The organism is Microbacterium luteolum (assembly GCF_039533965.1).
Lineage (GTDB): Bacteria > Actinomycetota > Actinomycetes > Actinomycetales > Microbacteriaceae > Microbacterium > Microbacterium luteolum.
This window is the reverse complement of record NZ_BAAAUN010000001.1, coordinates 294,015-309,991: the sequence shown is the minus strand read 5'-3', so window position 1 is coordinate 309,991 and position 15,977 is coordinate 294,015. Positions and strand designations below refer to the sequence as shown.

General features: G+C 69.6%; 20 protein-coding genes. 9 read left to right on the top strand and 11 right to left on the bottom strand.

Annotated features, from left to right (window positions below; genetic code table 11):
- Positions 1-12 precede the first annotated feature (12 nt).
- Positions 13-723: a beta-ketoacyl-ACP reductase gene (locus tag ABD648_RS01530; protein WP_045280106.1), complete on the bottom strand. Its 711-nt coding sequence runs from the start codon at positions 721-723 to the stop codon at positions 13-15.
- 143 nt (positions 724-866) lie between these two features.
- Here ABD648_RS01530 and ABD648_RS01525 point away from each other — a divergent pair, with 143 nt between their 5' ends.
- From ABD648_RS01525 to ABD648_RS01510, 4 genes are read left to right on the top strand one after another with little or no spacing between them, the layout of a single operon-like run.
- Positions 867-1,484 (top strand): DUF4190 domain-containing protein, encoded by a 618-nt coding sequence (locus ABD648_RS01525; protein WP_282216976.1) that lies wholly within the window; start codon positions 867-869, stop codon positions 1,482-1,484.
- 51 nt (positions 1,485-1,535) lie between these two features.
- Positions 1,536-1,886: a DUF3099 domain-containing protein gene (locus tag ABD648_RS01520; protein WP_282216975.1), complete on the top strand. Its 351-nt coding sequence runs from the start codon at positions 1,536-1,538 to the stop codon at positions 1,884-1,886.
- Entirely contained in the window at positions 1,883-2,077 is a 195-nt protein-coding gene (locus ABD648_RS01515) for a hypothetical protein (protein ID WP_282216974.1), read from the top strand. Before ABD648_RS01520 ends, ABD648_RS01515 begins: the two co-directional genes overlap by 4 nt.
- Entirely contained in the window at positions 2,074-2,886 is an 813-nt protein-coding gene (locus tag ABD648_RS01510; RefSeq protein ID WP_282216973.1) for an SURF1 family cytochrome oxidase biogenesis protein, read from the top strand. The genes ABD648_RS01515 and ABD648_RS01510 overlap by 4 nt, the downstream gene beginning before the upstream one ends.
- A gap of 6 nt (positions 2,887-2,892) precedes the next feature.
- Here the strand turns inward: ABD648_RS01510 and ABD648_RS01505 are convergent, their stop codons facing one another.
- The 5 genes from ABD648_RS01505 to abc-f are packed head-to-tail and all read right to left on the bottom strand — an operon-like array spanning position 2,893 to position 7,085.
- On the bottom strand, positions 2,893-3,660 hold the full coding sequence (locus ABD648_RS01505; RefSeq protein ID WP_282216972.1) for a hypothetical protein: 768 nt from the start codon (positions 3,658-3,660) through the stop codon (positions 2,893-2,895).
- Positions 3,661-3,663: 3 nt separating this feature from the next.
- Positions 3,664-4,098, bottom strand: coding sequence for a cupin domain-containing protein (locus ABD648_RS01500; protein WP_282216971.1), 435 nt, complete (start codon positions 4,096-4,098; stop codon positions 3,664-3,666).
- A 36-nt stretch (positions 4,099-4,134) separates the two neighbouring features.
- Positions 4,135-4,821, bottom strand: coding sequence for an HAD family hydrolase (locus tag ABD648_RS01495; RefSeq protein WP_282216970.1), 687 nt, complete (start codon positions 4,819-4,821; stop codon positions 4,135-4,137).
- Positions 4,822-4,871: 50 nt separating this feature from the next.
- Entirely contained in the window at positions 4,872-5,429 is a 558-nt protein-coding gene (locus tag ABD648_RS01490; RefSeq protein ID WP_282216969.1) for a pyridoxamine 5'-phosphate oxidase family protein, read from the bottom strand.
- Positions 5,430-5,486: 57 nt separating this feature from the next.
- A complete protein-coding gene (gene abc-f, locus ABD648_RS01485; RefSeq protein ID WP_282217476.1) occupies positions 5,487-7,085 on the bottom strand; it encodes a ribosomal protection-like ABC-F family protein in 1,599 nt (532 codons plus the stop codon).
- Between the two features lie 164 nt (positions 7,086-7,249).
- Here abc-f and ABD648_RS01480 point away from each other — a divergent pair, with 164 nt between their 5' ends.
- The 4 genes from ABD648_RS01480 (at position 7,250) to ABD648_RS01465 (ending at position 11,193) form a co-directional block, all read left to right on the top strand.
- On the top strand, positions 7,250-7,867 hold the full coding sequence (locus tag ABD648_RS01480; RefSeq protein ID WP_282216968.1) for a DedA family protein: 618 nt from the start codon (positions 7,250-7,252) through the stop codon (positions 7,865-7,867).
- Between the two features lie 5 nt (positions 7,868-7,872).
- Positions 7,873-9,117 (top strand): sensor histidine kinase, encoded by a 1,245-nt coding sequence (locus tag ABD648_RS01475; protein WP_282216967.1) that lies wholly within the window; start codon positions 7,873-7,875, stop codon positions 9,115-9,117.
- Positions 9,114-9,785: a response regulator gene (locus ABD648_RS01470; protein WP_282216966.1), complete on the top strand. Its 672-nt coding sequence runs from the start codon at positions 9,114-9,116 to the stop codon at positions 9,783-9,785. The genes ABD648_RS01475 and ABD648_RS01470 overlap by 4 nt, the downstream gene beginning before the upstream one ends.
- Positions 9,786-9,882: 97 nt before the next feature.
- Positions 9,883-11,193 carry an acyltransferase family protein gene (locus tag ABD648_RS01465; RefSeq protein ID WP_282216965.1) on the top strand — a complete coding sequence of 437 codons (1,311 nt, stop codon included), beginning with the start codon at positions 9,883-9,885 and terminating at the stop codon, positions 11,191-11,193.
- Between the two features lie 3 nt (positions 11,194-11,196).
- On the opposite strand, the gene ABD648_RS01460 is transcribed toward ABD648_RS01465, so the two are convergent.
- Positions 11,197-11,790, bottom strand: a complete 594-nt coding sequence (locus ABD648_RS01460; RefSeq protein WP_282216964.1) for a CbiQ family ECF transporter T component — start codon at positions 11,788-11,790, stop codon at positions 11,197-11,199.
- Entirely contained in the window at positions 11,787-12,485 is a 699-nt protein-coding gene (locus tag ABD648_RS01455) for an energy-coupling factor ABC transporter ATP-binding protein (RefSeq protein ID WP_282216963.1), read from the bottom strand. Before ABD648_RS01455 ends, ABD648_RS01460 begins: the two co-directional genes overlap by 4 nt.
- 90 nt (positions 12,486-12,575) lie before the next feature.
- Here ABD648_RS01455 and ABD648_RS01450 point away from each other — a divergent pair, with 90 nt between their 5' ends.
- Positions 12,576-13,160 (top strand): TetR family transcriptional regulator, encoded by a 585-nt coding sequence (locus ABD648_RS01450; protein WP_282216962.1) that lies wholly within the window; start codon positions 12,576-12,578, stop codon positions 13,158-13,160.
- On the opposite strand, the gene ABD648_RS01445 is transcribed toward ABD648_RS01450, so the two are convergent.
- From ABD648_RS01445 to ABD648_RS01435, 3 genes are read right to left on the bottom strand one after another with little or no spacing between them, the layout of a single operon-like run.
- Entirely contained in the window at positions 13,123-14,493 is a 1,371-nt protein-coding gene (locus tag ABD648_RS01445; RefSeq protein ID WP_282216961.1) for an MFS transporter, read from the bottom strand. The genes ABD648_RS01450 and ABD648_RS01445 overlap by 38 nt on opposite strands.
- The gene (locus ABD648_RS01440) at positions 14,490-15,644 is read right to left on the bottom strand and encodes a MalY/PatB family protein (protein ID WP_282216960.1); all 1,155 of its coding nucleotides are present in this window, start codon (positions 15,642-15,644) and stop codon (positions 14,490-14,492) included. The genes ABD648_RS01445 and ABD648_RS01440 overlap by 4 nt, the downstream gene beginning before the upstream one ends.
- Positions 15,645-15,646: 2 nt before the next feature.
- Positions 15,647-15,976, bottom strand: a complete 330-nt coding sequence (locus ABD648_RS01435) for a metal-sulfur cluster assembly factor (RefSeq protein ID WP_046011974.1) — start codon at positions 15,974-15,976, stop codon at positions 15,647-15,649.
- Position 15,977: the final 1 nt, after the last annotated feature.

Genomic DNA, 15,977 nt, shown 5'->3' with positions numbered 1-15,977 from the left:
CTCCCGCTGGGGTCAGTGCCCCATGCCCAATCCGCCGTCCACCGGGATGACCGCGCCGGAGATGTAGCCCGCGTCGTCGCCGGCGAGCCAGGTGACGACTCCGGCGACCTCGTCGGGCGTCGCGAAACGTCCGGCGGGGATGTTCGCCTTGTACTGCTTCTGGGTCTCCTCAGGAAGCTCGGCGGTCATGTCGGTCTCGATGAATCCGGGCGCCACGACGTTCGCGGTGATCCCGCGACCGCCGAGTTCCCGGGTGAGCGAGCGGGCGAACCCGACCAGAGCGCTCTTCGAAGCGGAGTAGTTCACCTGTCCGGCGGAACCGTAGAGTCCCACGACGCTGGAGATGAGGATGACGCGTCCGAAGCGGGCGCGGAGCATGCCCTTCGATGCGCGCTTCACGACCCGGAAGGTGCCGCCGAGATTGGTCGCGACGACGCTGTCGAAGTCGTCTTCGCTCATGCGCAGGAGCAGCGTGTCCTTGGTGATCCCGGCGTTCGCGACGACGATCTCGACCGGACCGAGCTGCTGCTCCACCTCGGTGAACGCGGCGTCGAGGGCCGCGGCATCCGTCACATCGGCGCGGACCGTGAGCGTGCCCTCCGGGCCCTCCCCGGAACGTGCGGTGACGGCGACGCGATACCCGTCACGGACGAAGCGCTCGGCGATCGCGCGGCCGATGCCGCGGTTGCCTCCGGTGACGAGGACGACGCGCTGAGCACTCATGGATACCACTCCTGATCTGAACCGGGGTCTCGGAGCCTCCGAGCCCTGATCGATCCTATCGAGGATGCCCCGCAGACCTGAGGCGTGGCGTTTGACAGGAGCAGGCCACCCTGGAACTCTGAACGTGACGAAAGGGCTTCCGCGTGAGCGACAACAGCTTCCCTCCCCCCGCCGGCGAGCAGCAGGTTCCACCGCCGCCTCCCGCGCCCACGCCTCCGGCTCTGCCGCCTGCCCAGCCCGTGCAGGCGTATCCGGGAGCCGCGCCCGCGTACGGTCAGGCACCCCCGCCTCCCGCCGGATACCCGGCGCCTCCCGCCGCCCCGCCCCAGCCGGGGTACGCGATCGCCCCGAGCCAGCCCGTCTACAGCGCAGCGCCCGTCCCGCAGGGGTACGGCGCCGCTCCTGGTCAGCTTCCGCCGCAGCAGCCCGGCTACGCGCCGTACGTCACGCCCGGCTACCCCATGCCCGCTGCACGACCGACCAGCGGTCTCGCCATCACCTCGCTGGTCTGCGGCATCGCCGGGATCGTGCTGTTCTGGGCCGTCGTCCCGATGCTGGCCTCGATCGTCGCGGTGATCACCGGTCACATGGCGCTCGGCCAGACCAAGCGCAACCCCGCGCTCGGCGGTCGCGGCATGGCGTTCGCCGGTCTGATCACCGGATACGTCGTCGTGGCGCTCCTGGTGTTCACGATCGTGTCGACCGTCATCAGCCTGCTCTTCTTCGGCGCCTTCACCCTCCCGTTCCTGTTCTCCAGCTGAGCGCGAATCCCGCACGCCGCGCGCCCTGCACCGGCGTAGGCTGGACTCATCGTGAAGAACACGCGTCAGGTCCCGGCTGTCACCTCCCTCCCGCAGTCCCCGCGGGATGAGGCTGACCATCGTGTGCGCCGGTACGCCCTCACGATGACGATCCGCATCGCGTGCTTCGCCCTGATGGTGCTCGTCCAGCCGTACGGCTGGTACACCTGGGTCTTCGGGATCGCCGCTGCCGTGCTGCCGTACATCGCCGTGGTGTTCGCGAATGCGGGGAGCGACAGCACCGAGACCATCGCGGAGTCCCCCGTGCAGGAGCTGGAAGCACCACGACCCGAGCCGACCGTCATCGAGCCCACGGATCCCACGGTGTACACGATCCGCGAAAGCCGGCAGGACGGATCGTGACCGAGTTCGAATGCTCGCGCGCCGGATGCCGGAGCGCGGCGACCAGGAGTGTGATCTGGCGGAATCCCCGCATCCACGCCGCTGACCGCGAGAAGGTCTGGCTCGCCTGCGAGGAGCACGTCGAGTTCTTGCGCGACTACCTGGCCGCGCGGGACTTCCCGGTGACCGTGCGGGACGGTGTCCCTGCATGAGCAAGAGGATGACCCGGTGGGGCGTGTATGTGCTCGTCGCGATCGGATTCGCGATCGCCTGCGCCTTCCTGTCGAACTGGCAGTTCGAGCGCAACGAGTCCCGGTCCGAGCAGATCGCGCTCATCGAGCAGAACTACGACGCCGACCCCGTGCCCCTGGCCGACCTCATCGGCGACGACGGTGCGCTCGAACCGGGCGACCAGTGGCATCCGGTGATCCTGCAGGGCGAGTATCTCGCCGATCAGCAGCTGCTGGTGCGCAACCGTCCGCACGGCGGCACGAGCGCCTTCGAGGTGCTGGTGCCCTTCCGCGACGCCGACGGTCGCGTGTTCATCGTGGACCGCGGGTGGGTGCCGCCGGGCGACGGCGATGCCCCCGACGCGGTGTCCGCACCACCGAAGGGCGAGGTCACCGTGATCGCGCGACTGCGCCAGAGCGAGCAGGTCCCGGCCTCGGGTCGCGGCGCGCCCGAGGGCCAGGTTCCGACGATCAACCTTCCGACGATCGCCGATCTCCTCGAGGGCGACGTGATCACCGGCGCCTACGGTCAGCTCATCAGCGAGGACCCCGCGGCCGACGCCTCGCTCGGCGGGTTCGACTCCCCCACCGACGACCCCGGCCCGCACCTCTCCTATGCGATCCAGTGGATCCTGTTCGCGCTGATGGGCTTCGTGTTCATCGGCTACATCATCCGCACCGAGATCGTGAAGCATCGCGAGGACCAGGAAGACGCGCCCGCACCGGCCAGGAAGACGCGTCGCCGCGACAAGGACGCCGACGTCGAGGACGAGCTGCTCGACGCGCGCTGAGACCGATCAGCTCCAGGCCCTGACCTCCGAGACGACGGCGGTCTTGGGATAGGCGCCCGAGGGCGCGCCGGCCTCGAAGAGATCGATCAACAGCATCAGCGGATAGTCCGGCGCCTGCGGCATGCGCCGGAGCACGCGCCCTTCACAGCCGATCGTCGTCTCACCATCGCCCCAGATCACGGTCCAGGTGTGGGGCTCGCTCGCATCGAACGGGAGCACCACCTCGGCCATGTCGGTCATGAGCCGCGGATCATGGTGCGCCTTGATGCCCGTCCGCGCTCGCGTCACCGTGGATACGGCGTCGGCGTCGATCTCGAAGATGCAGATCTCGCCAGAATCGGTCTCGGCGAGGTGCTCCGTTCCGACGAGCCAGGCCGCGAGCATGCACCCTTGGTCGGTGCTCGCAGCGACGGTCAGATCGATGCGTCCCCGCGACGGGGCGAACAGCAGGCGTGTCGGCATCGCGGTCCGCACCTCGAGACCGTCGGGACGATGGCGGTGGGTCCCTCGCGTCGAACCGACGGCACCGGAGAAGACCGCGGTCTGCAGGTTCGACACGCGCATCGGAGCATCCTCCTCACGCCAGTCGAGCTGGTCGGAGTCGATCCGGAGCTCGAGACCGGACTCGACGACCCGGTACCGTGCCTCCGACCGCTCGGGGACGGTCCACTGCGGAAGGTAGTGCGCGATCCACTTCTCCGCATCGAGTCCGTCCTGGAAGTCGTCGGTGAAATCCGGCGACCGTGATGGCGTCGGCGTCAGGGTCTCATCCATGGGTCAGTCGATCCAGGGCATCGGCTTCTCGGGCAATCGCGAGCTGTCGTCGGGAAGGTGGGGCAGTTCTTCGCCACCCGCGCGGAGGCAGAGCCAGCGCAGCTCGCCCCCGCTGTCCGGGCGGGCTCGCCAGGTTCGGGCGACACCCTGCCCCACACGGATCACCGTTCCCGGGCCCACCTCGATGACGTCGTCGTCGAGTCCCATCTGGCCGCGGCCGGCGAGGAAGACGTAGACCTCTTCGATCTTCCCGTGCACGTGCCAGTAGCCGGCCTCCTCACCGGGCTCGAGCGCATTCGCCGTCATCCCGATGTACTGCATCGTCAGCTCGTGGTCGACGACCCGGCGCCCATCTCGCGATCGCGTCTCGTCGAAGCCGCCGTGGTGCCCGCGCCACTCGTCGAGAGCCCCGATCTCCACCACCTGATATCCGCTCACACTTCTCTCCTCTTCTGTCGTCGAGTGCTCACCTGATCATCCTGCCTGCGCGTCGAACTCTCCTGTGATGTTCGATGCGGATGGCGATTGGCCTCCCAGCAGCATCGGCAGCTCCTCGAGGGTGGAGATCCGCCGAGCTGATCCGGCGTGCGACCCGTGCCCCGCCTCGAAATGCAGGAACTCCGTTCCGAGGTCTTCGGCGATCTCGTGGTCGTGATTGGTGTCGCCGATGATCAGGACATCACCCGGCTCGAGTCCTGACGTCGTCAGCCAGCTTCGGATGACATCGTGCTTGGACGCCCGGTACGGGTCATCGATCGTGAGGACCGCCTCGAACGCGCCGTCCAGCTCATGCGGTTCCATCTGGCGCTCGAGCGCCTGTGCGACGGTGGCCGATGCGAGAACCTGTCGAATCCCGAGGCCACGGATGGCGGCGACGGTGCTGTGCGCGCCCGCATGGAGTCGAGCCTCGCCGACCCGCAGCGCCAGTCGCTCCAGGTAGGCGGTCGCGGCGACGACGAAGCGATCGTCGCCGACGCCCACGGAGCGGTAGAAGTCGCGGATCGGGAACCGGAAGACGGATCGATAGGCCTCCAGATCGGCCAGCGGCTCACGCCCGTGCTCGACGATCACAGTGTTCATGACCTGTCGGCAGATCTCCGCGTCATCGAGCAGGGTGCCGTTCCAGTCCCAGCAGACCGCGCGGATGTGGGCGAGACTCATCCGTTCACGCTACTGCCGGTCACCGACACCGGCCCACGCTCTCGGCGAGATCAGTCCCGGATGATCGAGTGCGTCCAGCCGTCGCCGACGGGCTCGTAGACGACCCGCGTGTGGCGGCGGTCGCGGGATCCCTGCCAGAACTCGATCCGCGCCGGGACCACGCGCCAGCGAACCCAGTCTCCGGGGGCGACACCAGCCTGCGCCGCGGCCGATCGCGCCGCGAGATCGGCCGCGCTCTCCTCGGCCGTCGCCTCTTCCACGCGGCCGCGCACCCGAACCGCGCGCACCTGCGGCTGCCACCAGAAGTTCAGCGCCGCGGCCGGCGAGGCAGCGAGCTGCTCGCCCTTGCGCGAGGAGCGCGTGCTGGCGAAAGCCCATCCACCCGCGTCGATCCCCTTGAGGATCAGCGTCCGCGCATCGGGCACGCCCGCCGCGTCGACGGTCGCGAGGGTCGCAGTGTGCGGTTCGGGGACGCCGTCGGCATCCGCGCACAGGATCCATTCACGGAAGAGGATCGTCGGCTCCGCGGGCAGTGCGTCGAGATCCCACTCCGGCGCGACTCCGGTCAGCGCGTGACGACCGCGAAGCCAGTCGTTCAGAGGGGGCATCTCACGGTCCTGAGCGTCGAACATCACGCTCTCGACTATGCCATGCCCGCGTGCCGGCTACGCCAGCTCGATCAGGTCCTGGTAGTCCTGGCTCCAGATGTCCTCGACACCGTCCGGCAGGATCAGCACCCGCTCCGGATTCAGGGACTGCACGGCGCCGGGGTCGTGCGACACGAGCACGACCGCGCCCTCGTAGTGCGCGAGGGCTCCGAGGATCTCCTCGCGCGACGCGGGATCGAGGTTGTTCGTGGGCTCGTCGAGCAGCAGCAGGTTCGCGGACGACACGACGAGCGTCGCGAGCGACAGACGCGTCTTCTCCCCACCGGAGAGCACACCGGCCGGCTTGAGCACGTCGTCACCGGTGAACAGGAACGAGCCGAGGACCTTGCGCGCTTCGGTCTCGGTGATGTGCGGAGCCGCGGAGACCATGTTCTCCAGCACCGAGCGCTTGACGTCGAGGTTCTCGTGCTCCTGCGCGTAGTAGCCGACCTTGAGGCCGTGGCCCGGCTCGAGCTGACCGGTGTCGGGCTGGTCGACACCGGCGAGCATCCGCAGGAGCGTCGTCTTGCCGGCACCGTTGAGTCCGAGGATGACGACCTTGGAACCACGATCGATCGCGAGGTCGACGTCGGTGAAGATCTCCAGCGAGCCGTACGACTTCGACAGACCGGATGCCATGAGCGGCGTCTTGCCGCAGGGCGCGGGCTTCGGGAACCGCAGCTTCGCGACGCGGTCTTCCTGGCGCACGTCGTCGAGTCCGGCGAGCATCTTCTCGGCGCGCGCCACCATCTGGTGAGCGGCCGCGGCCTTGGACGCCTTCGCACCGAAGCGCGCCGCCTGCAGCTGCAGCGTGGTCGCCTTCTTCTCGACGTTGGCGCGCTCCTTCTTGCGGCGCTCCTCGTCGGCCACCCGCTGACGCAGGTAGTTCTTCCAGTTCATGTTGTAGGTGTCGATGACCTGACGATTCGCGTCGAGGTAGAAGACGCGGTTCACGGTCTCGCCGACGAGCTCCACGTCGTGACTGATCACGATCAGCCCGCCCTTGTACCCCTTGAGGAACTCACGCAGCCAGACGACGCTGTCCGCGTCGAGGTGGTTGGTCGGCTCGTCGAGGATCATCGTCTGCGCGTCCGAGAACAGGATGCGCGCGAGTTCGATTCGACGACGCTGACCACCGGAGAGCGTCGAGAGCGGCTGGTCGAGGATGCGGTCGGGCAGCGAGAGGTTGTGCGCGATGGAAGCCGCCTGCGCCTCGGCCGCGTATCCGCCCTGTGCCTCGAACTTCTCGGTGAGGGCGGCGTAGCGCTTCATCGCCTTCTCGGCGACAGCAGGATCATCCGACCCCATGGCGAGCGACGCCTCGGTCATCCCGAGGTTCAGCTGGCCGAGGCCGCGGGCGTCGAGGATGCGAGTCCGCGCGAGATCTTCCGGATTGCCGGAACGCGGGTCCTGCGGGAGGTAGCCGAGCTCGCCCGAAAGCGTCACGGTGCCGCCGGACGGCAGCACGTCGCCGGCGAGCACCTTGGTCAGCGTGGTCTTCCCGGCGCCGTTGCGACCGACGAGTCCGATCTTGTCGCCGTCGGCGACGCGGAACGAGACGTTCTCCATGAGCAGGCGCGCGCCAACGCGGATCTCGAGGTCGTGCACGGCAAGCACAGCGGATGTCCGTTCGTTCAAGGGGAGAGAGTCGGCCGACGGGCCAGCCTCCCAGTATAAGCGGCACCGCAGGGAGTGACGGTCAGGAAGATCAGTCCGGAGAGTGAGAGGGACGATACCCGGGAGGGATGCCGTCCCTGGCACGCGCTCCGTACCGTGCAGGAGTGGACATCCTCAACGAGCTCATCATGCAGGCGATCGCCTCACCCTGGCTCTACCTCGTGCTGTTCGTCGTGACGATCATCGATGGCTTCTTCCCGCCGGTTCCGAGCGAGACCGTGCTGGTCGCGGCAGCGGCCGTGGCCGTGTCGTCCGGAGACGGGAACCTGCTGCTCCTCGGCGCGGTCGGCGCCCTCGGAGCCGCGATCGGCGACAACATCGCCTTCGCGATCGGCCGGAAGCTCGGGACGACCCGCTTCGCGTGGATGCGACGTCCACGGGTCGCCGCCGCGTTCGCGCACGCTCAGACAGCGTTGGATCGCCGCAGCGCCGTACTGATCCTCGGCGCCCGCTACATTCCCGTGGGACGGGTCGCCGTCAACATGTCCGCCGGCGCACTCGGCTTCCCCTGGCGGCGCTTCCTCCCCCTGAGCCTCATCGCCGGACTGAGCTGGAGCATCTTCAGCCTCGCCATCGGCCTGCTCGCGGGAGCCTGGATCAAGGACCAGCCGCTGCTCAGCGCCGGGCTCGGCATCGGCATCGCCCTCGTGGTCGGCTTCGTGATCGACCGGGTCGCAGCCGCCCGTCGACGACGCGAGACCGTTCCCCGACTGGCAGGATGACAGACATGGCACGTCGCAGAGAGCGCACCCCGCGCCGTCCGCGGATCAACCCGCGGACAGCGGCGTTCGCGGCACTGTGCGCGGCGATGATCGTGCTGTACGCGAACCTCGTCCCGATCCAGACCGTTCTCCTCGGCACGCCTCTCCCGCTGGCGTTCATCCTCGGCGCCGCCCTCTGCGCATCGCCGCTCCTCGCGATCCCCCATCCCCGCTGGGCCATCGCGCTGTTCAGCGCCGCGGCCTTCATCCTGCCGCTCCTCGTCGTCCCCGAGCTCGCGACCCAGTCGCCCTGGCCGTGGTCGGTGCCCGCGCTCCTGACCTTCGTCCTGTTCGTCGGAGTGGTGACGTTCGTCCACGGCGCACGGGTCGGCGTCTTCCCCCTCGTCATCGGCGTGGTCGTGTCGCTCGCCGCGCCCGTCCTGCGTCCGGACATCATCGCGACGCCAGGATCAGCCGGCAGCGCCACCGCCGACCTGATCGTGACCTCGTCGATCGCCGCGGCGATGCTCCTGATCGCCGCCCTCGTGGCCGGCCGGCTGCGGGTGTCGGCGGAACTGACGCGCGAGAAGGAGCACAGCGCCCTCGAGGGTTCACGCCGGGCCCTCGTCGAGGAGCGCACGCGCATCGCGCGCGAGCTCCACGACGTCGTGGCTCACAGCATGTCGGTGATCCAGGTGCAGGCGTCGACCGCGCGCTACCGCCTTCCCGAGATCGGCGAGTCCGCGTCGGCCGAGTTCGACGACATCGCGGCGACGGCCCGCGCCTCTCTCACCGAGATGCGGCGCATGCTCGGCGTGCTCCGCACCGAGGATCAGAGCGCCGAACTCGCTCCGCAGCAGGGCATCGACGACGTGCCGGCGCTCGTGGACAGCATCCGTCGCGCCGGCGTCGAGGTCGGGCTGGTGATCGAAGGCGGAGACGCCGCCGCCGCTGCGAACCCCGCCGTGCAGATCGCCACGTTCCGCATCATCCAGGAGGCCCTGAGCAACGCGGTGCGTCATGCCCCGGGCGCCCGCATCGCCGTGCGACTGCACGCGGACGCCGCGTCGATCCGCATCCGCGTGCACAACGCCGCGCCCCCGCGCAGCCCGGAAGACCACGGCACGGGCTACGGCCTCCGCGGCATGCGGGAGCGGTCCGAACTACTGGGCGGCAGTCTCTCCGCCGGCCCGGACGGCGACGGAGGGTGGACCGTCGAGGCGTCGCTCCCCGTCGGCGACGGCCCCACCATCGAGAAGGAGACCACGTGACCATCAGCGTGCTCATCGCCGACGACCAGGCCATGGTCCGCGCGGGATTCGCCGCCCTGCTCGATGCCCACGAGGGCATCCGCGTCACCGGGCAGGCCGCGACCGGCGCCGAGGCGGTCACGCTCGCGGCCCGCGTCGATCCCGACGTGATCCTGATGGACGTGCGGATGCCGGAACTCGACGGCATCGAGGCCACCAGGCGCATCCTCGGTCCGAACTACCTCGCCGCGCACGTGCCGCGGATCCTGATGCTCACCACGTTCGACATCGACGACTACGTGTACGACGCGCTGGAGGCCGGGGCCAGCGGGTTCCTGCTCAAGGACGCGCTGCCGGAGGAGCTCGTGCATGCGGTGCGGGTCGTGGCCGGCGGTGATGCCCTGCTCGCGCCGAGCGTCACGCGACGCATGATCGAGCAGTTCGCCGGACGACGTCCGCGAAGTCCCAGAGCGACCACGGCGCTGGCCGAGCTCACCGAGCGCGAGCGGGAGGTGCTCGTGCTCATCGGAAAGGGACGTTCGAACACCGAGATCGCCGCCGATCTGTTCATCGCCGAGCAGACGGTGAAGACGCACGTCGGAAAGGTGCTGGCGAAGCTGAACCTGCGCGACCGCGTCCACGCGGTGATCCTCGCGTACGACACCGGGCTCGTCGAACCGTCCTCCTGACTCATCCTCCGGTAGGGGGAGAGAACGGGACCGGAGAGTGATGCCTCCGCGTGCACCGCGTCCATAGTCTTCGGGAACACCGTTCCGAGGAGGACTCATGACCATCGCCCAGGCGCCGCGCACGGCGACTCCCACTCCCCCGCCGCGCGCCTCGCGCGACACCGGGATCGACCTCGTCAGGGCCCTGTGCGTCCTGGGGGTCGTGCTGCTCCATTCGATCATGGTCGGCGTCACCGTCACCGACGCAGGGCCGCTCTTCGAGAACGCCAGCGACAGCACGTGGTGGATCGCGCCGCTCAGCTGGGTGCTCCAGGTGATGCCCCTCTTCTTCGTGATCGGCGGGTTCTCGGGTCTCCTCGCGTATCGGCGTCTGCAGCAGCGAGGCGGGACGGCGACCGACTTCGTCGCGGGGCGGATCCACCGCCTCCTGCGACCCGCGATCTTCACGGTCGTCGTCGTCGGATTCGCCCTCGCCGTCCTCACCGTGATCGGCGTCCCCGCCGACCTCATCGCCACCGCCGGCTTCCGCTACGGTCAGCCGCTGTGGTTCCTCGGCGTGTTCGTCCTCTGCCAGGCGCTCCTGCCGGTGCTCGCGGCGGCGCACGAGCGCGCTCCGTTCGTGACGATCGCGGCGCTGGCGACGGCATCCGTCCTGGTCGACGCGCTGCGCGCCACCAGCGGCATCGACGGCCTGGGCTTCCTGAATCTCGCCTTCGTCTGGATGACGCTCCAGCAGCTGGGCTTCTTCCTCGCCGACGGCCGCATCGACGCCCTCAGCCGCCGCACGCGCATGCTCGCCGTCGGCGGAGCGGTCGCGCTCCTGGCAACCACCTTCCTCACCGGGGTCTACTCCCCCGACCTCATCGCGAACATCAACCCGCCCACGGCGGCGCTGCTGCTCGTCGGCGTGGCGCACACCGGGGCGCTCTCGCTGCACCGCGACAGGATCGAACGCCTCAGCCGGCGCCCCCTCCCGGCCGCGTTCACCGGATTCGTGACGCGACGCGCCATGACGATCTACCTGTGGCACATGCCGATCCTGCTGGCCATGGCCGGCATCACCGCAGTCTTCGCGCTGCTCACCGGCGTCGTCCTTCCCGCTCTCGACAGCGCGGACTGGTGGGCAGGAAGGCCTCTGTGGCTCGCCACGGCTCTCGCGCTCACGGCCGTCACGGCCCTGGCTTTCACCCGATTCGAGACGCAGGCCGCCCCCGAGCCGACGCGCTCGACGCGCGGGCTCGCGCTGGGCACGCTGCTGGGATTGATCGGCATCGTGCTGCTCCTGGTGCTCGGCACGTCCGTGGCGACCGCGATGATCGCGGCCGCTCTCCTCGCCGCATCTCTCCGCCTCGCTCGGCGCGCGCCCACCGAGACGATGCCCGGCCGCGCGGCGTTCGCCCTCGCGTGACCGTCAGCCGATGCCGCGAGCGGCCAGCGCGTCGCCTACGTCGTCGGCGTGACGCAGAGCGAGCACGAGCATCGGGACGACCGCTCGCGGGCCGAGCCGCACACCGCGTGCTCGGCCCGCCTCACGCACCCGTTCCGCGAACCCCGCGACCACCGGGATCATCGTGAGGGTGAGCGAGATCGTCATCGCCACCGCCTCCACATCGACGCCGATGCGGCGGAGCGGATGCAGCAACCGGCGCAGGACGTCCAGAAGCGCGGACATCGGGGTGGTGAGGGTCAGCAGGCTCGCCAGCAGGAGAAGCACGACGACGCGTCCGGTGCTGATCCACGCCGCGACCGGGGAGACGAACACCGCCAGCGCGGTGGCGAGCACCAGGACGATCCACCGGAGGCGCCAGAGTTCAGCGCCGAGCACACGTGACCCCATCCGTCCCACCGCGTAGAGCGCGCACACCGCGAGGAGGGCGATGCCGATGCTCAGCGGATCATGCGGATACAGCGAGAGCACCAGCGCGGCGACCGCGAGGATGCTGAGCTTGACGCCCGCCGGCGCACGGTGGAGCAGGCTCGACCCCGGCCGGTGGAGCGGGATCATCCGCAGCTCCGCCGATACGCCTCGATGACGTCGTCCGGCGCACCTGAAGCCGTCACGCGGCCCTCGTCGAAGAGCACGGCCGTGTGGCAGCGCGCGGCGAGTTCGAGGTCATGGGTCACGAGCACGACCTGCGCCGACTGCGCGAGCAGCAGATCGGCGATCCGACATGCATTCCGCAGGTCGAGGAGTGTGGTCGGCTCATCCGCCACGATCACCCGCGGCTCCGTGATGAGGACCGACGCCAGGGCGAGCATCTGCTTCTGGCCCCCGGACAGCGTCGACGCCGGGACGTCGGCGTGGGCGGCGAGCCCCTGGGCGGCGAGGGTGTCCCGCACCCGCACCTGGACCTGGGCACGCGGCAGGTCGCGGAGCGAGAGCGCGAGGTCCTCCGCGGGCGTGGGCATGAGGATCTGCGCCTCCGGGTTGGCGAACACGAAGCCGGCGCGACGGCGCACGAGTGCACGGTCGCGCACCGTGTCCAGGCCGTCCACGGTCACCTGCCCTGTGGTGGGAGCGACGAGCCCGTTGAGCAGACGTGCGAACGTCGACTTGCCCGAACCGTTCGCCCCGATGACGGCGATGGTCGGCGCGGTCAGGTCCACCGTCACATCGTGGAGCACGGCGCGACCGTCGAAGTCGACCGAGACACCCTCGACCGCGATCGACGCACGGGCTGTCGTGACGACCTTCTCCATCCGCGGTCCTCTCGTCGGCGGAGCGCTGCCACCTCGCGGGCAGCCCTCCTGAACACCGTTCACCTGAACGCTGTTCACTATAGTGAGAGCATGAGCCCCGAACACAATCCGGCACGGCACGACCGCGAGAGCGTCGCACGCACGGCCCTCGCGCTGCTCGACGAGGTGGGCCTCGCCGATCTCTCCATGCGGCGCATCGCCGGTCGGCTCGACGTGCAGCCCAGCGCGCTCTACTGGCACTTCTCCAGCAAGCAGGAGCTCCTCGCCGATCTCGCGGACCGGATCACAGCGATCATCCACGGAACCGGGGCGGGAGTGCTCACGACGGCACGGAGCATCCGCGACGCGCTCTTCGCCCACCGCGACGGCGCGGAGCTTGTCCTCAGCACCTACGCCCTCCGACTCGGCGCCTCGCCCGCGCAGTCCGCCCTGGCGAGAGCCCTCGAGAACGAGGGGGCCACGGACGTCGAGCAGCGCGCGGTCGCGATCCTGCACTTCATCCTCGGGCACGCGACTCTCGTGCAGCAGCGCATGCACGCCGACAGCCACGGGGCCCTGCTCGGCGGGGATGAGAACGACGTCACCGCCGGACTGGACCGCGTCTTCGATCTCGGCGTGACCGCCCTCACGGGTGCGATCAGCGCGGCAGCGACTCCGCCGCGTGACCGAGCCTGAGCCCGGGCACGACCGCCAGCAGCACCAGCGCGATCCCGAAGGCGAACACGGCCCCGAAGGCCCCGGCTCCACCGCCGAGCGTGGCGACGCCGAGCCCCGCGAGGGCGATCGCCACGGCTGATCCCGTGGCATCCGAGATCGACAGCGCGGAGGAGTTGAACCCCTGGTTGGTCTCGTCGGAGTAGGCCAGCGTGAGCACGGTCAGACGGGGATACAGCAGACCCATCCCTCCCCCGGCGAACGCCCAGCCGATGATGACGACGATCGGCGTGATACCCGTCAGCGCGGCCACGAGCACGCAGATCATCGCGAAGAGGATCAATCCGAGACTGATCAGAGTGATGCGATGGTTGCCCAGTCTCTCGCCGAACTTTCCCTGCACCGCGGACGCACCCGCCCAAGCGAATGCCGCCAGCATCAGGGCCACGCCGGCCCAGGTGGCCGTGAACGCGTACCGCTCCATCAGCAGATAGGGGATGTAGGCCTCGGCTGCGAAGAACGCCCCCGCGGCGATACCGCGCATGAGCACGACGCTGGGCAGTCCCGGTCCGGCGCGGAGCGTGCGTCGCGGCACCAGCGGGAGCACGGCGAACGCGATCACCGCCACCGCGACGAGTGCGACAGGCCATCCGACCGCGGGTGCCATGTCGGCGGAGAATCCGATCACCACGGCGAGGACCGCGACCACCACGGCGAGCAGCAGCCTCGTGACGAGCGCGCGGCCGTCCTGAGGCTCGCCGTGACCGAGGTCGACCCCACGGAGTCGCACCGCGATCATGAGGAAGGCCCCTGCGGTCAGGACCGCGACGCCGAGGAACGCCCAGCGCCAGTCCAGGTACTCCGCGACGGCCCCGGCGAGGAACGGTCCGACCATGGAGGGCACCACCCACGCCGCGGCGAACGCGGCGAAGATGCGGCCGTGCAGGTGCGCGGGGTACAGTCGCGCCACCACGACGTAGAGCGCGACGGTCTGACCGCCCGTGCCGAGGCCCTGCACCAGCCGGCCGACGAGGAACTGATGCATCGTCGTGGCGAGGCCGGAGATCAGGAGACCGGCGACGAAGAGCGTCACCGCGACATAGAGCGCGCCGCGCGGCCCGCGGGCGTCGGACCATGCCCCCGCCGCGACCATGCCGATCACGCTCGTCGCCAGGGTTCCGGCGAACGCGACCGCGTAGAGCGACTGACCGTCGAGCGCCTCGCTCACCACCGGCATGACCGTCGTGACCGCCAGCGCCTCGATCGCCGCGAGGAAGATCAGGGCGACCGCGCCGAGCGTGACCCAGATACGGTGGCGATCCCAGATCGACGCGGCGGGTTCCACCGACGTCATCGGCCGACGAGCGCCGCGATGCGCTCGATGGCCTCGGTGATGATCTCCGGGCTCGTCCCGAAGTTCAGTCGCACGTGTCCAGCCCCCTCGGCGCCGAAGGCCGGGCCGAAGTGGAGCGCCACCCTGGCGTCTTTCAGGATCCTTCGGGCGGGGTTGTCGCCCCACTCCAGAGCCGAAAGATCGATCCAGGCGAGGTAGCCGGCATCGGGGATGCGGTACCGCGCACCGGGCAGACGCGCGGCGAGCAGATCCTCCAGGAGCACCCGATTCTCATCGAGCGTGCGCAGCAGCCCGTCGAGCCACTCGTCGCTCTCCGCGGAGAACGCGGCGACCGCGGCGAGCAGTCCGAACTGCCCCGTGCGCCACTCGACCTCGACGGGGAGTCCGCGCACGACGGCGCTGGTCTCGTCGTGCGCGGTGACCATCAGGGCGCACTTGAGTCCGGCGAGGTTGAACGCCTTGCTCGCACTCACGACCGCGTAGCCGACGCGCTGTGCCGCGTCGCCCGCTGTCAGGAACGGCGTGAAGCCGGTGCCGGGCTGAGCGAGCGGTCCGTGGATCTCGTCGGAGACGACGGCGGCGCCGAACTCCTCGGCGATCTCGGCGAGAGCCGTCAGCGCGTCGCGATCGTGCACAGTCCCGGTCGGGTTGTGCGGATTGCAGAGCAGGATCGCTGTCGCCCCGTCTTCGAACGCGGAGCGGATGCCGTCGAGATCGAGTTCCCACGCCGTCCCGGTGTCGCGCAGCGGAACGCGTGCCACCTCCGCGCCGGCCTCGGCGACGAGCTCGTAGAACGGTGGATAGACCGGGGGCGTGACGATGACGCGGTCGCCGGGCTGCGTGACGCGCCGGAGGATCTCGACGATCCCCATGCTCACGTCGGCCGTGCTCCGCATGCGCGCGGGGTCGGGATCCCACCCGTAGCGACGGGAGGCGAACGCGGCGAAAGACTCCGCCAGCGGCGTCCGAGAGGCCACGTACCCGGTGTCGCCGATCTCGACGGCGCGCTGAAGTGCGGTCGTGATCGCCGGCGCCAGCGGAAAGTCGGTCTCCGCGACGAACAGCGGCAGGACGTCAGCGGGATACTCCCGCCACTTCTCGCTGCTGCGCTCGCGGAGTTCCGCCAACGGCAGGGCCGTGACGCGGAGCATCCCTAGATCGCGAAGCCGAGGGCGCGCATCATGTCGCGCCCATCGTCGGTGATCTTCTCCGGACCCCACGGCGGCATCCACACCCAGTTGATGCGGAAGCGATCCACGACCTTGTCCAGCGCCTCGGCGGTCTGCTCTTCGAGGACGTCGGTCAAGGGGCAGCCCGCGCTCGTCAGCGTCATGTGGATCACGAGAGCATCGTTCTCGTCATCCCAGGCGAGGTCGTAGATGAGACCGAGGTCGACGACGTTGATCCCGAGCTCGGGATCCATGACGTCCTTCAGAGCCTCGGTGACCTCGTCGTACTTCTGGTCGGTGAGCGTCGCGGTCATG